The sequence below is a fragment of the Weissella muntiaci genome, assembly GCF_008107635.1.
GTDB classification, from domain to species: domain Bacteria; phylum Bacillota; class Bacilli; order Lactobacillales; family Lactobacillaceae; genus Weissella; species Weissella muntiaci.
The window spans coordinates 1-13,855 of sequence record NZ_SDGZ01000025.1; the positions used below are offsets into that span (position 1 = coordinate 1).

A 13,855-nucleotide genomic window follows, 5' to 3' on the forward strand; every position below is an offset into this window, starting at 1 on the left:
TACTTAACCAAGTAAAAGCAGTGTAATAGCTAGGAAAGATTTACAAAGAGATTCAGTTTTGAGAGGATTAAGAGTTCTTTCTAAAAAAAGAGTGTGGCTTCATCGATCAGACGAAGATCACATTTAAGAAACAAACGTGTCGTGATGATGGCACTGAGGATACACCTGTTCCCATACCGAACACAGAAGTTAAGCTCAGTAGCGCCGAAAGTAGTTGGAGGATCTCTTCCTGCGAGGATAGGACGTCGCGATGCAAAGTAGAAGGCACCCAGTGATGGGTGTCTTTTTTTGTGTCCGAAAAATCACCGGAAGGATTGACTAAGGAGATCTAGAAAACAATAATATACTTAAAGTACGACATATCGGACGGACAGGCACAAAATACTTATCGGGGATCGAAATCCAAATTGGATAAAAATTGAATAAACTGAATAAAGGTAAAATGGACCGAACTTGGAAATGTTTTATGTGAAAATTATGAGTTTAAATCAAGATTGCTTTGTACAGTTCTCAATGAAATTGCTTCATGAAAAGGGCATTCTTTTAGCTTAGCTGTGCAAAAGAACTGATGAAAGGTCACTTGTAAATAATTGCACAATAAATCGGACTTATTTTTAAGGAAACCAACTCAAATCCACCGTTTGCCTAATGAAAATGAAATTTCAAAATCAGCATAATTCTGAAAATGCATGAAAACGACTAGCGATATTTTTCAGAATCTGGGTACAAAATTAAGAAATGAGCTAGGAAATTCCTTGCTACAAGGGCATTTATAAATAGTAAGGGCGTTAAATGCATATTTGAAATTTTATGCAGATATCCTGCAAAAAGGACTGTTTATGAAAAATGAGCGGTTGATTTTTGAAAACATCATCCTATAATAATATCTGTAAGCGGTTACAAATAAGAGTACTTATTTTTAACCAAATAATTAATTTTCAACTTGAAAGGATGTATTAAATCATGGCCCAAGGAATTAATGTTAATTCAGAGATCGGTAAGTTGACTTCAGTACTTTTGCACCGTCCAGGAGCAGAAGTGGAGAATATTACTCCCGACACAATGGAGTCACTTTTGTTTGATGATATTCCATATTTGAAGATTGCTCAGAAGGAACATGATTTCTTTGCTCAAACACTTCGTGATAATGGAGCAGAGACAGTATATATTGAAGATCTTGCAACAGACGTATTTGCTAAGGATACAGCAGTTAAGGATGAATTCTTAACACGTTTCCTTACAGAGGCCGGCTACAAGCATGGTCGTACATTTGAAGGCTTGAAGTCATATTTGGAGAGTATGGACACAAAGGACATGGTCGACAAGGTCTACGCCGGTGTTCGTAAGAACGAGATTGACTTGAAGCGGACCGTTTTGTCAGACATGGCTGGTTCAGACGCCGAGAACCCATTCTTCTTGAACCCACTACCAAACGCTTACTTCACTCGTGATCCACAAGCGTCAATGGGTAAGGGAATGACGATTAACCGTATGACTTTCCCAGCACGTCAACCAGAGTCATTGATCACTGAATACATTATGAAGCATCACGAGCGTTTTGCTGACACACCAATTTGGCGTGATCGTAACCACACTACTCGTATTGAAGGTGGTGATGAACTAGTTTTGAGTAAGAACGTTGTTGCAATTGGTGTTTCACAACGTACTTCATCAAAGACGATCCAAGCTTTGGCAAAGGAACTCTTCAACAACCCATTGTCAACATTCGATACAGTTGTTGCAGTTGAGATTCCTCATAACCACGCAATGATGCATTTGGATACAGTGTTTACAATGATCAATTATGACCAATTCACGGTATTCCCAGGTATCTTTAGTCAAAATGGTAACATCAATGTATTTGTTTTGAAGCCTGGTAAGGATGGCGAAGTTGATATCACTCGTATGTCAGACCTTGGTCAAGCTTTGAAGCAAGTTTTGAACCTATCTGAACTTGATTTGATTGAGACTGGAAATGGTGATCCAATCATTGCCCCACGTGAGCAATGGAACGACGGTTCAAATACATTGGCAATTGCACCAGGTGAGATCGTAACCTACGATCGTAACTATGTATCAATTGAATTGTTGAAGCAACATGGTATCAAGGTTCACGAAATTCTATCTTCAGAATTGGCCCGTGGACGTGGTGGAGCTCGTTGCATGTCACAGCCATTGTGGCGTGAAGAGATCTAAGAAACTTGTTAGATAGACACAACACATTTATTAAATAGGAGATATAAAACAATGACAGTTGCAAAGATTAACTCAGTATTCCAAGGACGTAGCTTGTTGGCAGAAAAGGATTTCACACCTTCAGAAATTCAATATTTGGTCGATTTTGGGCTTCATTTGAAGGCAATGAAGCAAAACCATATTCCTCATAAGTATCTTGAGGGTAAGAACATCGCTTTGCTTTTTGCTAAGACATCAACACGTACTCGTGCAGCCTTTACTACCGCTGCCATTGATTTAGGTGCTCACCCTGAGTACTTGGGTGCCAATGATATCCAACTTGGTAAGAAGGAATCAGTTGAAGATACTGCCATTGTTTTGGGATCAATGTTTGACGCAATTGAGTACCGTGGCTTTGCTCAAGAAACTGTTGACGGTTTGGCAAAGCACGCTGGTGTGCCAGTGTGGAACGGTTTGACTGACTTGTGGCACCCAACTCAGATGATTGCTGACTTCATGACTGTTAAGGAGACTTTTGGTCGTTTGAAGGGAATCACTTTGGTATACGTTGGTGACGGTCGTAACAACATGGCGAACTCATTGTTGGTTACTGGATCAATGTTGGGTGTAAATATTCACATCGTTGCCCCAGAGTCATTGCACCCATCACAAGAGATCATGGATCTTGCCAATGGTTATGCTGCTAAGTCAGGTGCAAAGCCAATGGTTACAGCTGACATCGCTGAAGGTGTTAAGAACGCCAACGTTATTTACACTGACGTTTGGGTATCAATGGGTGAGTCTAACTGGGAAGAGCGTGTTGAGTTGTTGACTCCATACCGTGTAACAATGGATATGTTGAAGATGACTGGAACACCTGATGACGAATTGATCTTCATGCACTGCTTGCCAGCCTTCCATGATACTGAGACTGAGTATGGTAAGGAAATCAAGGAGAAGTATGGTCTTACTGAAATGGAAGTTACTGATGAAGTCTTCCGTTCAAAGTATGCTCATCAATTCGAAGAGGCCGAAAACCGGATGCACTCAATCAAGGCAATCATGGCCGCTACAGCTGGAAACCTATTCATTCCTGCTGTACCAGAAATCTAGTTTAGAAAGCGAGTAGGCAGATGGATACTGAGAACAAAAATGGTATTGGTCTCCTGTCACTGGTTGCCCTGATTGTTTCAGGTGCGATTGGTGGTGGGGTATTCAATCTATCAAATGACTTGGCAACAGGTGCTACACCGGGTGGAGTGATCGTCTCATGGTTATTCATCGGATTCGGAATCCTGATGTTGGTCTTGAGTTTGAATCACCTTGTTGTTAATAAGCCTGAACTTTCAGGTGTGTCAGATTACGCGCGAGCTGGGTTTGGTGATTTTGTCGGCTTCTTATCGGGTTGGGGGTATTGGCTCTCAGCCTGGGCTGGAAATATTGCTTTCGCGGTGCTAATGATGACGTCATTTAACTACTTTTTCCCTGGCATCTTTGCCAATGCAAATGGTAGTTTGACCCTGTTTGCCGTGATCTTTGTATCGATTATCTCTTGGTTGCTAACAATTCTAGTTGTTCAAGGAGTTGAATCAGCAGCCTTGATTAACACAATCGTGTTAATCGCTAAGTTGATTCCTTTGGTTGTCTTCATGATTACCGGAATCGTCCTCTTTAAAGCCGGAGTTTTCGACGCACATTTCTGGCAGAACTTTGTTTCAAACGTCAATGCTGACGGTGTCATCAAGAGTATGTCGTTTACAAGCATGACAAGTGGCGATGTCTTTAAGCAAGTTCAAAATTCATTGATGGTCATGATCTGGGTCTTCGTTGGTATTGAAGGTGCTGCAATGATGGGCGATCGTGCTAAGCGCAAGTCAGATGCTGGTAAGGCGACGATCCTTGGTTTGATCAGCTTACTCTTCATCTACGTTTTGCTATCACTTTTGCCATTTGGCTTCCTAAGTCAACAAGAATTGGCAAATATGAATCAACCAGGGTTGGTTTATATCATGAAGTCGATGGTTGGCGGATGGGGTGGCTCATTAATGGCCATTGGTCTGATTATCTCTTTGCTGGGAGCCTGGTTGTCATGGACAATGCTACCAGTTGAAGCAACTTCACAGTTGGCAGATCAAAAGTTGTTGCCAAAGTGGTTTGGTGCGTTGAATAAGAATAATGCTCCAGCTAATTCACTTTGGTTGACTCAGATCTTCGTACAAATCTTCATCATCATCACGTATTTCGTGGCAAATGCATACAACGTTTTCGTTTATCTATGTACAGCCGCTATCATGATCTGTTATGCACTTGTTGGTGCATATATGATGAAGGTGGGAATGGAAGAAAAGTCTGCTAAGCGTGCAATCATTGGTTTCTTCGCAGTTGCTTTCCAAGTAGTTGCATTGTGGTTATCTGGATGGCAGTTCGTTTGGATGGCGTCAATCCTCTATATGATCGGAATTGTTTTGTACTTCCGAGCTAAGAAGGAAAATAACCGCACAATTGGCCAAGGTGAATGGATCATGATTGCATTTGTGACTATTCTAGCACTTGGCGCCTTGTACGGATTGATTGCTAATCAGTTTGGACTAAGAGCTTTGCTTGGTTTGTAAAATTAAATTATAGATAGCAGGTAAATTAATTATGGTTAGACGGATAGTTGTTGCCTTAGGTGGTAACGCAATTTTGACGGATGATCCTTCCGCTAAGGCACAAGAGCGTGCTTTGGACGAAACGGCAGAACAATTGATTCCATTGATCAAGGATAATGATGTCCACATGGTTGTTACTCATGGTAATGGACCACAAGTCGGAAACCTATTGCTCCAACAATTGGCAGCTGATTCACCAAAGAATCCTGCAATGCCACTTGATACGGACGTTGCGATGACAGAAGGTCAAATTGGCTTCTGGATGAGCAATGCATTCACCAAGGCACTTAACAAGCATGGAATGGGACAAGTTCCAGTTGCAGCAGTTGTCACACGTGTTGTTGTTGATAAGAATGATCCAGCCTTTGAGAACCCAAGCAAGCCAATCGGTCCATTTTATAATGAGGCAGAAGTTGCTGAACTTAAAGCTGCTCATCCAGATTGGCAAATGGTTGAGGACGCTGGTCGTGGTTATCGTCGAGTTGTTCCATCACCAAAGCCAGAGCGAATTGTTGAAGCTGAAGCAATTGCTCCAATGATTGAAGCAGGAGTTTTGACTACTGTTTCAGGTGGTGGTGGTACTCCAGTGGTTGAGGTCGAAGGTGGCTTTGAAGGTGTTGAAGCTGTTATCGACAAGGACTTCTCAGCAGCTCGCCTAGCTGAATTAGTTGCAGCAGATGATCTTTTGATTTTGACGGCGGTTGATAATGTCTACGTTAACTTCAACAAGCCTGATCAGAAGAAGCTCGAGACAGTGACAATCGCTGAAGCTGAGGGTTACATTGCTGAGGGCCAGTTTGCTAAGGGATCAATGTTGCCAAAGGTTCAAGCAGCGATAAACTTTGTTAAGCGGACAGGTCGTCCAGCTACGATCACTTCACTTGAAAATGTTGAGGATTTCATTGCCAATGGTACTGGAACTCGCATTGTTAAAGACTAAAGAATAGAAATTAACAAAAAAGGTTGGGGCGGCGGTCTCAACCTTTTTTGTATTTTTATGGAGAATGATGTATATTTATACCACTTGTATTCGATAGGAGTTAGCTTATGAAAATTGCTGGATTTGGTGTTGAGGAATGGTTGAATGTTTGGGAGAAGTCGGCAAAGTATGATATTGCACAATCGACAATCTCATCAATGAAGTTGAAGGATATTTTGGCTTTGGAGCCGGATAGTGGTAAGGATTTCTTGGATGCGATTATGCAGGAGAAATTCAACTATGGTTGGATTGAAGGCTCACCCAGCTTTAAGAATGAGGTTGCAAAATTATACGAAAACATGCCAGCAGATAATATCTTGGCAACTAATGGTGCAACAGGTGCCAATCATTTGGCGCTCTATAGTTTGATTGAGCCAGGTGATCATGTAATCGCCGAATATCCTAGCTATCAACAGCTATATGATATTCCTAAGTCCCTTGGGGCTGAGGTTGGCTACTGGCATATTTATGAGGAAAATAACTGGTATCCTAAGCTTGAAGAATTACGGGCGATGATTCGTCCCAATACTAAGATGATTGCCCTAAATAATGCGAATAACCCGACAGGGACGATCCTTGATCGTGACTTTTTGAATGAAGTTGTGAAAATTGCCCGTGAGGTTGGTGCTTATGTCTTAGTGGATGAAGTATATTTGCCTTTGGAGTCGGACAGTAATTATGCACCGATTGTGGACCTCTATGAAAAGGGAATTTCGACTAATTCTCTGTCGAAGACCTACTCAGTGCCAGGGGTTCGGCTGGGCTGGACAGCCTCGAATGCCGAAGTGGCGGATATTTTCCGTAAATATCGTGATTACACGATGATTTGTGCCGGTGTGTTTGATGATGCATTGGGGGCATTAGTATTAAAGCACCGCGATCAGGTTCTTGCACGGAATCAAAAGATTGTTAGTCATAACTTGGCGATCTTACGAGAATGGGTAGAGAACGAACCAGCGGTATCGATGATTTATCCAAAATCTGTTTCAACAAGCTTTGTTAAATTTAACGACCTTGATCCGGAAAAAACGGAAGACTTTGCGATTCAGCTATTAAAGACTAAAGGGGTTTTGATTGTTCCTGGTAATCGTTTCGATTTGCCAGGTCACGCACGAATTGGATATTGCACCGACGAGGCGACCTTGCGTCAAGGATTGGCTGCACTATCAGAATTTTTGCATGAATATAAGTAAGGGGATTGAAATGAGGGGTTTTACAGAAGTTAAAGAATTGATGGCTGACCTTACAATCCCTTATGAGATTGTGGAACATCCAGCAAGTCACTCAACGGCGGAGTCAGACGCATATATCGAAGGGCATCCAGGGTCGCGCTCGAAAACCTTAGTTTTGGCGAATAAGAAATCAAATCATTTCTATATGGTGATTATGGATGATGATAAGAACTTAGATATGGAGGCGCTGGCCGAAAAAATTGGTGTTAATCGGCTACATTTAGTTTCTGAGGGTCGCCTAGCTGATTTGATGGGGTTAACGCCTGGAATTGTTTCTTTCTTTGGTCTAGCAGGAACTAGCTACGATAACTTCGAGATATACTTTGATCAGGCAATGCTGGATCGTAACGAGATTATGACCTTGCACCCAAATGATAATACCAAGACAATTTTCTTTGCGATGGCGGATTGTTTTAAGATTTTAGATGCGTTTGGGTATCCGTATCAGATTATTAATCTTTAATAGCCTATAAGAGCACCTCCAGTGGGGTGCTTTTTTATATAAAAAAGAGAGAATCGCTATATAATAGCGATCCTCTCTTTTAAATTATGCACCTAGCAGGACTCGAACCTGCAACCTTCTGATTCGTAGTCAGACACTCTATCCAATTGCGCTATAGGTGCAATAACTAACAACAGACTTAATTATATCTCAAAAATGAATAATTACAAGTTATTTTTGAAAATTTATTCATCAGTATACGGAACTTCAGCCAAGACTTGCCGCCCAACCTTGAAATCAATTTGACCGTTGGTTAAATCAGTTAGTGTTTCTTGCAACTGGACTAAATTAGCCTCATCAACTGGTAGCAGTAATTCAACTTGATCGGTGTAGGTAATCGCTGGTGCGGGATAATTATTCTGTTCCAGCCAGTATTGAACTTTATCTAAGGTATTGTAACTGAGCGAGATGTGGAGCTCTTTTTGAGGAACAAGTTGGACAAAACCGACAGCGGAAAGGGCTTCTGCGGGTGAGCCAGCATAAGCCCTGATTAATCCACCTGCCCCGAGCTTAATTCCACCAAAGTAGCGGGTAACAACGGCAACAACATCGTGGACTTGATTCTTTTTAAGAACCTCTAGGATTGGTACACCGGCAGTTCCAGACGGCTCGCCATCATCAGACATTCGTTGAATTTGATCACTGTCGCCGAGCACATAAGCAAAGACATTGTGATTGGCATGATAGTGTGTTTTGCGAATTTGTTCGATAAATGCGCGTGCCTCATCCTCATCCTTAACACGTGCTAAGTTAGTGATGAAGCGTGATTTTTTGATGACAACTTCGTGGGTGTAATTTGTTTTGGAAATTGTTAAATACATTTTTTAGCTCCTTTCGAAAAGTTGGCGTCCTGTTAAATTAGAGGAAAAGGAAGATGGACAAGCAATTATTATTTGGTCGTTTAGTAGCAATAGACTCATTATACCGAAAAGAATCTTTATCCCCAAATATTGAAATAATCCCGGCGCTTCAAAATGGTCAGTGTCAGAGATGTTTGATATCACTTGACCCGCTTTGGCAACAGGATAACGGAGTTGCATACTGTTGAAACTGTGCTATGTTCGGTCGATTGGATAGTACAATGTTTTTGATTCATTTAGCTGAAGAACGCGCATTTAACGTTGAACGACCAGTCTTATCATGGACTGGTGCGTTGACGTTATTACAGCAAAAAGCCAGCCAACAGTTGCTGGTGGCAGTTCGTAAAAAACAGACGACTTTAGTTGAAGCAGTTACTGGCGCGGGAAAGACCGAGATTCTTTTCGGCACACTGGCAGATGCAATTGAACAAGGACAGCGTATTGCGGTTCTATCGCCACGGGTTGACGTATTGAATGAGTTGTTGCCACGGTTACAAGCGGCTTTTGCGCGAGTTAAAATCTGCTTGATGCATGGTCTTGTCGAGCAAAGCTACCATTACTCTCAATTTGTCCTAGCGACAACGCATCAAATTATCAAGTTTAAAGCCGCCTTCGATTTGATTGTGGTTGATGAAGCAGACGCTTTTCCTTTGAGTAATAATCGTGAATTATGGCAGGGAATTTTTAGAGCAAAACATCCCGAGGGTACTTGTGTTTTCTTGACCGCGACACCTAATCGTTATTTGCGAAAGATCACGGAAACCACCATTAGTTTATTAAGCCGTTACCATGGGTACCCGCTGGTAAACTTGGAATTTTATCAAACTGCAAACTGGCGGAAGCAGTTGCCAACTAAATTATTAAGGTATTTAGAAGATTTTCATCAGGTTACACAGAAGGTTTTAATATTTGTGCCAGAGATTGATGATATTTCCGATGTGGTTAGCAAGGTGCAAGCCATTTATTCGGGGATGGTTACTGGTGTGTTTGCTGCAGATCCAGAACGGTTGACGAAGATTGAGGATTTTCGAACGAATAAACTTAGAATATTAGTTACAACAATTATTCTTGAACGTGGAGTTAGTTTTTCAAATCTTGATGTAATGATTTTGGGTGCTGACGAGGCAGTTTTCACTCAAGCCAGCTTATTACAAACCTACTAAGATATAGGAGTAGATGATTATGTTTGATTTAAGGATCAAACACAGTCACTTACTCCTATTTTTTTTTTGCCAGGAAGATCCTGGATTTTTTTTGAAACAAATCGCTCATGCATGAGCAGAAAGGAAGCACTGAATGGTAAAAGACAAGTCATTAGCTAATGCGTTGAAGAGTTGGCGCATGGAGCGACAATTTAGTGTTCAAGCTGCTGCTGATTATGCACAAATGAAGCGACAAACCTTTGCAAGATTTGAGAATCGATCAGGAGGGGAGCCTAGTAGTGAAAATATGCTGCGAATGGCCAAGATCCTCGATGTTGATCCAGAAGAAATTCTTAGGTTAGCTAAGTTTGATAAACAATGCAGAGCAAAACAAAAAGACCAGCAGGCCTAGTTGAGTAAATCTCGCCAAAGATTAAACATTACTCAACAAACTACTGATCTTTTTCAAAAATCAATGACCAAAGGTCAAAAAATTTAAAATCGAACACCCTAACTTTTGTGTGCCATTAAGCCCACGCGTTAAAGTTTCTACAAATAATAATATCGTGTTTTTGCTGATTTGGAAAGCGCAAACACTCAATAAAATATAAATTTTTGTAGGATTCTGCTTATTTTTTGGTTAAGCAGCATTATCTGAATTGAATAAGCAGAAGAGGAAACTGAAATTATGGAACGAATTAATATAAATCAAGTTCTTACAAGTGAACGTTTTTACCAGGTGCCGAAAGCATTGTTTGAATTATCGTACTACAAACCAATGTCATTAAGTTCAAAAATGGCGTATGGAATTTTGAAGGATCGCTTCCAGTTATCACTTTCTAATAAATGGATAGATGAAAATGGTCATGTATATTTTATTTTCACTATAAAAAATCTCCAAGACATATTGGATATGGGTAAAACAAAGGTAATTCAAGTTAAGAAAGAACTTGCTGAATACGGTTTGCTGGTAGAAGTAAGACAGGGCATGAATAAGCCTAACCGATTGTATATTGGATCCATTCAAGAAGTTATCCACAGGGACGAGCCCAGTGATAGCAAGGAGGTTCAGAATGTGAACCTCCGGAAGTTCAGAAAACGAACCTCCGGAAGTTCAGAAAACGGTCGTCCGGAAGTTCAGAATATGAACCCTAATGATACTGATGTTAATGAAACTGATTATAAAGATACTGAGATTATTTCTTTTTTAGATGATGATCAAATCAGTCAAACAACGCGTGTGCAAATGGCAAGTGAAGAGCAAGTGATTGCTGACGAATTACAAAAAGACATGGGCATTGATTATTCCAAGCTAAATACGGCTCAGAAGAAACAACTACTGGAGTGGGTTAGTAAGACAGAACTTTCCACTGTATTAGCTGCAATCAATAAAAGTGGTTTAGCTGGCGGGAAGACTGTTGGTTACGTTGTTTCAACAGTGCAGACAATTGAGAATGAAAATCAGGAAAAAATGAGAGCTGCGGCTGAAAGGTATTAGGAGGTACGGAACTATGTTTGTTTTAAAGGGGGTAGGAATGATTATTAAGGTATTGTTCAACTTACTCATGCTGATTGTTAGCTTGTCATTGAAGATATTTGAAGCAATATTTTGGATTGCTTTAGTTTTGATCTAGGCGGAGGACGAAATCATGAACGAGACAGAGCGTAAATTGAAGAATGACAGAGCAAAGTATAAATCCGAATTAATTCGGAAACGGGAACTTGAAGAAGATGAAACTCGTCGATCGAACCAGGAGTTTATGGAACGGTTGTCTATCAGAAAAAATGTAGTTGAAGATGATATCCTCAATCAGCTTGTTAAACATAAAGTTGTAAAGGTGTATGTAAATCAAATTCTTAATATTTCGAATGATGAGCGCATTGTTCATCGTCAGGAAGTCCATTTGTTTTTTAAGGAATTTGCCGAGCAGACAGGGTTAAAAATTATTAATTTAAATAAGCAAGAGGCTAGGTATTTTTTTGAATTAAATTGGCATGAAGAAGAGCAGTTTTTTGAAAATTGGAGACGTGATGAAATATACATATTTTCCACCGAAGGTGATAGGAATTTGCTGTTTGCAAAAAGGTATATTAATACCTGGTCTGTGCCATTAGGAATAATAATATCTATTGTGATGATCTTATTTGGAATTGGTCAATTTACCGAATGGCTAAATCCTATACTTACTTTTGTGTGGACGCTTGGGCTCAGTCTAGGTTATCTACTAATTGTGGGGATTTATAGATTGGTCGTAGTTGATATATTTGATTCAATTTGAGAAGTGAGAGAGTAGGAAAATGATAGATATTTCCATGAATGCAATTACTATTTCTTCTTTGGTAATAGTAGGTATTGGTTTGATTTTGCTTTTTGGAATTATGGAAACTATTTCGCATTATGAAACCATAATCAACCTAAAAAAGTGGGACGAAAAAGGACATTACACTTTGGGAGAAAGAATTGAAATAGTAGACAAATGGATCCGTATTTCTATGTTACTGTCTGTACTAGCATTTATAATGTTCGCATTTCTAATGTTAATAAAATACAGTTAGCAAAGCTTTTCATAGTTTTTCAACTTAGCGAAAGCTAAGATACATATTCGACACAGCAAAGTCGTTAAAACACCAGCTTGTAATACTGAGGTTGGTAGTTCATTGACAATTGAAAAACAAAACTACTTTCTGATTAGCGTCGCTATGGATAAACAAAGAATACAGAAAGTAGTGGAGTAAGCAATTACTCTAAAGACTGCGAAACCAAGCAGCCCCAGCGAGAACGATAAAATCCCTGCGCGATCAGATCAAACAAATTTTATGGCGTTTGCGGTAAGCCAGACGACAAACCGTGCGAAAGAATTATAGGAAACATTGAAATACAAATATAACCTAAGGAGGTTGGTGCAAATGTATGAGTTGGAATTGAACGAATTACGTCGAATTGGACGGAAACGAAACGCAACTGCCAAATTGACTACTGGAGAGGTCGGAGAATTAAGACATGACGGTTTGTACGTCATTCACGATCACGCCTATATCAGTGGAGAATTTGGTGAGGTGAAGCTACGTAAGAGTTATAAAGACGCTTACCCATTGATTAAGACAATTAAACAAGGCAGAGCATTGATAGCTGAACGTAGACACGGAAAGCTAATGACTACTTACAAATATAACCAAAGCCAGTCGCGCTAGTATTACGCCTAAGGAGGCAATTAAGATGAAGATCATAACAGTGAACGTAAACAAAGGTGGAGCAGGTAAAACAACTCTTTCATTCAATATGGCAGAGTATATGAGGAAAGAAAGTAGAGTTTTGCTACTGGACTTTGATGATTCAGCGAACTTAACCAACCGTTATGGATATTTTCAAAACATGGAGAACACTGTAATCGACTTGTTCGATAAGAAGCAGGTTACACCAATCCATGCAGCGGAGAACCTGGATTTAATTGCAGGACACAGAGAAGTAGAGCTTTTGAAAGAACGCTTATCCTCACGTCGTCGTCGCGAATATATCTTTGGTAGTTGGTTGGCTGAAAATGAAGAATGGTTAGCTGATAACTACGACTACATTATTATTGATACAGAAAATGACGAGGGTATCTTAACTTTGAATGCGATTGTTGTTTCTGATGTAGTAATAGGCGTCGCAGAAGCAAGCAAGGATTCATTTCTTGGTCTAGTCAGTTTACGCAAGTTCGTTACTGATCTGAATAAAGAGTTTGAGGGTAACACTCAGTTACTCTTTGTTGCCAATAAAATCAGCAATGATAATCCTAGTAAGGACTTAATTGAGGATTTGTCGGAGTATGAAGAGTACGCAGGGTATATGCCACAACGTACGATACTGAAAGATAACAAATCGATCTTTAGCAGCAAGAATTACAGAGATAAGGCTGTTGCTAATCAAATGGCCGAGTTGTTTGCCGGATTGAAAGCAAAGTTTGACGAGGTATCGATCTAATGGGACGTTTTGATAAGTTTGCTAAGGAAGCTGGAGACGACGTTACGCCGGTTCCATTGGAAAAGAAGCACATAGGACGTAAAAGCGTTAAGGCACCTGTAAAAAAGCCTGAGGCAGTCCCAACAAGGTCAATTAAGATTAAAGAACTGAACTATGATCAACTAGGTTTGTTAAAGGCAGTTGGTCAAGGAAGTTATGTTGAACTATTAGATAAAGCAGTCACACAGTACCTTGAAGAGTTTTTGAAAGACAATCCTCAGTATCAATCAATGTTTTCAGAGATTGATCAGCGAGCTGAGAATCCTGATCAGATGTCGATTGAAGATTTTTTAAAATAATGCAAACTAAGC

15 protein-coding genes, 1 tRNA gene and 1 rRNA gene are annotated in these 13,855 nt (G+C 40.1%); 15 read left to right on the forward strand and 2 right to left on the reverse strand.

All coding sequences use genetic code 11. The features are described from left to right. Positions 1 to 137: 137 nt before the first annotated feature. The 7 genes from rrf to ESZ50_RS10170 all read left to right on the forward strand — a co-directional run bounded on the left by rrf (position 138) and on the right by ESZ50_RS10170 (position 7,500). Positions 138 to 254 (forward strand): 5S ribosomal RNA (rrf, locus tag ESZ50_RS10140). 709 nt (positions 255 to 963) lie between these two features. Beyond that, positions 964 to 2,196, forward strand: a complete 1,233-nt coding sequence (arcA, locus tag ESZ50_RS10145) for an arginine deiminase (RefSeq protein ID WP_148623631.1) — start codon at positions 964 to 966, stop codon at positions 2,194 to 2,196. A 51-nt stretch (positions 2,197 to 2,247) separates the two neighbouring features. After that, complete coding sequence (gene argF / locus ESZ50_RS10150; RefSeq protein ID WP_148623633.1) at positions 2,248 to 3,288, forward strand: ornithine carbamoyltransferase; 1,041 nt, start codon at positions 2,248 to 2,250, stop codon at positions 3,286 to 3,288. A 20-nt stretch (positions 3,289 to 3,308) separates the two neighbouring features. Next, positions 3,309 to 4,787, forward strand: a complete 1,479-nt coding sequence (locus tag ESZ50_RS10155) for a basic amino acid/polyamine antiporter (RefSeq protein ID WP_148623635.1) — start codon at positions 3,309 to 3,311, stop codon at positions 4,785 to 4,787. A 31-nt stretch (positions 4,788 to 4,818) separates the two neighbouring features. Beyond that, entirely contained in the window at positions 4,819 to 5,766 is a 948-nt protein-coding gene (gene arcC, locus ESZ50_RS10160; RefSeq protein WP_148623637.1) for a carbamate kinase, read from the forward strand. 107 nt (positions 5,767 to 5,873) lie between these two features. Further along, positions 5,874 to 6,998 carry an aminotransferase gene (locus ESZ50_RS10165; protein WP_148623639.1) on the forward strand — a complete coding sequence of 375 codons (1,125 nt, stop codon included), beginning with the start codon at positions 5,874 to 5,876 and terminating at the stop codon, positions 6,996 to 6,998. A 10-nt stretch (positions 6,999 to 7,008) separates the two neighbouring features. Further along, positions 7,009 to 7,500, forward strand: a complete 492-nt coding sequence (locus tag ESZ50_RS10170) for a YbaK/EbsC family protein (protein WP_148623641.1) — start codon at positions 7,009 to 7,011, stop codon at positions 7,498 to 7,500. An 87-nt stretch (positions 7,501 to 7,587) separates the two neighbouring features. Here the strand turns inward: ESZ50_RS10170 and ESZ50_RS10175 are convergent. Both ESZ50_RS10175 and ESZ50_RS10180 read right to left on the reverse strand, forming a co-directional pair. Beyond that, a tRNA-Arg gene (locus tag ESZ50_RS10175) sits at positions 7,588 to 7,661 on the reverse strand. 63 nt (positions 7,662 to 7,724) lie between these two features. Next, positions 7,725 to 8,360, reverse strand: a complete 636-nt coding sequence (locus ESZ50_RS10180) for a YigZ family protein (protein WP_148623643.1) — start codon at positions 8,358 to 8,360, stop codon at positions 7,725 to 7,727. 236 nt (positions 8,361 to 8,596) lie between these two features. Between ESZ50_RS10180 and ESZ50_RS10185 the strand changes: the two genes are divergently transcribed. The 8 genes from ESZ50_RS10185 to ESZ50_RS10215 all read left to right on the forward strand — a co-directional run bounded on the left by ESZ50_RS10185 (position 8,597) and on the right by ESZ50_RS10215 (position 13,843). After that, a complete protein-coding gene (locus tag ESZ50_RS10185; RefSeq protein WP_148623645.1) occupies positions 8,597 to 9,562 on the forward strand; it encodes a DEAD/DEAH box helicase in 966 nt (321 codons plus the stop codon). 133 nt (positions 9,563 to 9,695) lie between these two features. Beyond that, complete coding sequence (locus ESZ50_RS10190; protein WP_148623647.1) at positions 9,696 to 9,953, forward strand: helix-turn-helix domain-containing protein; 258 nt, start codon at positions 9,696 to 9,698, stop codon at positions 9,951 to 9,953. 276 nt (positions 9,954 to 10,229) lie between these two features. Next, positions 10,230 to 11,039 carry a replication initiator protein A gene (locus ESZ50_RS10195; protein WP_148623649.1) on the forward strand — a complete coding sequence of 270 codons (810 nt, stop codon included), beginning with the start codon at positions 10,230 to 10,232 and terminating at the stop codon, positions 11,037 to 11,039. 13 nt (positions 11,040 to 11,052) lie between these two features. Continuing rightward, positions 11,053 to 11,175: a hypothetical protein gene (locus ESZ50_RS11945; protein ID WP_281282894.1), complete on the forward strand. Its 123-nt coding sequence runs from the start codon at positions 11,053 to 11,055 to the stop codon at positions 11,173 to 11,175. Positions 11,176 to 11,190: 15 nt separating this feature from the next. Next, positions 11,191 to 11,820 (forward strand): hypothetical protein, encoded by a 630-nt coding sequence (locus tag ESZ50_RS10200; protein ID WP_148623651.1) that lies wholly within the window; start codon positions 11,191 to 11,193, stop codon positions 11,818 to 11,820. A 628-nt stretch (positions 11,821 to 12,448) separates the two neighbouring features. Next, entirely contained in the window at positions 12,449 to 12,733 is a 285-nt protein-coding gene (locus tag ESZ50_RS10205) for a hypothetical protein (RefSeq protein WP_148623653.1), read from the forward strand. Between the two features lie 25 nt (positions 12,734 to 12,758). Continuing rightward, a complete protein-coding gene (locus tag ESZ50_RS10210; RefSeq protein WP_148623655.1) occupies positions 12,759 to 13,505 on the forward strand; it encodes a ParA family protein in 747 nt (248 codons plus the stop codon). After that, positions 13,505 to 13,843, forward strand: a complete 339-nt coding sequence (locus tag ESZ50_RS10215) for a hypothetical protein (protein WP_148623657.1) — start codon at positions 13,505 to 13,507, stop codon at positions 13,841 to 13,843. The genes ESZ50_RS10210 and ESZ50_RS10215 overlap by 1 nt, the downstream gene beginning before the upstream one ends. Positions 13,844 to 13,855 lie beyond the last annotated feature (12 nt).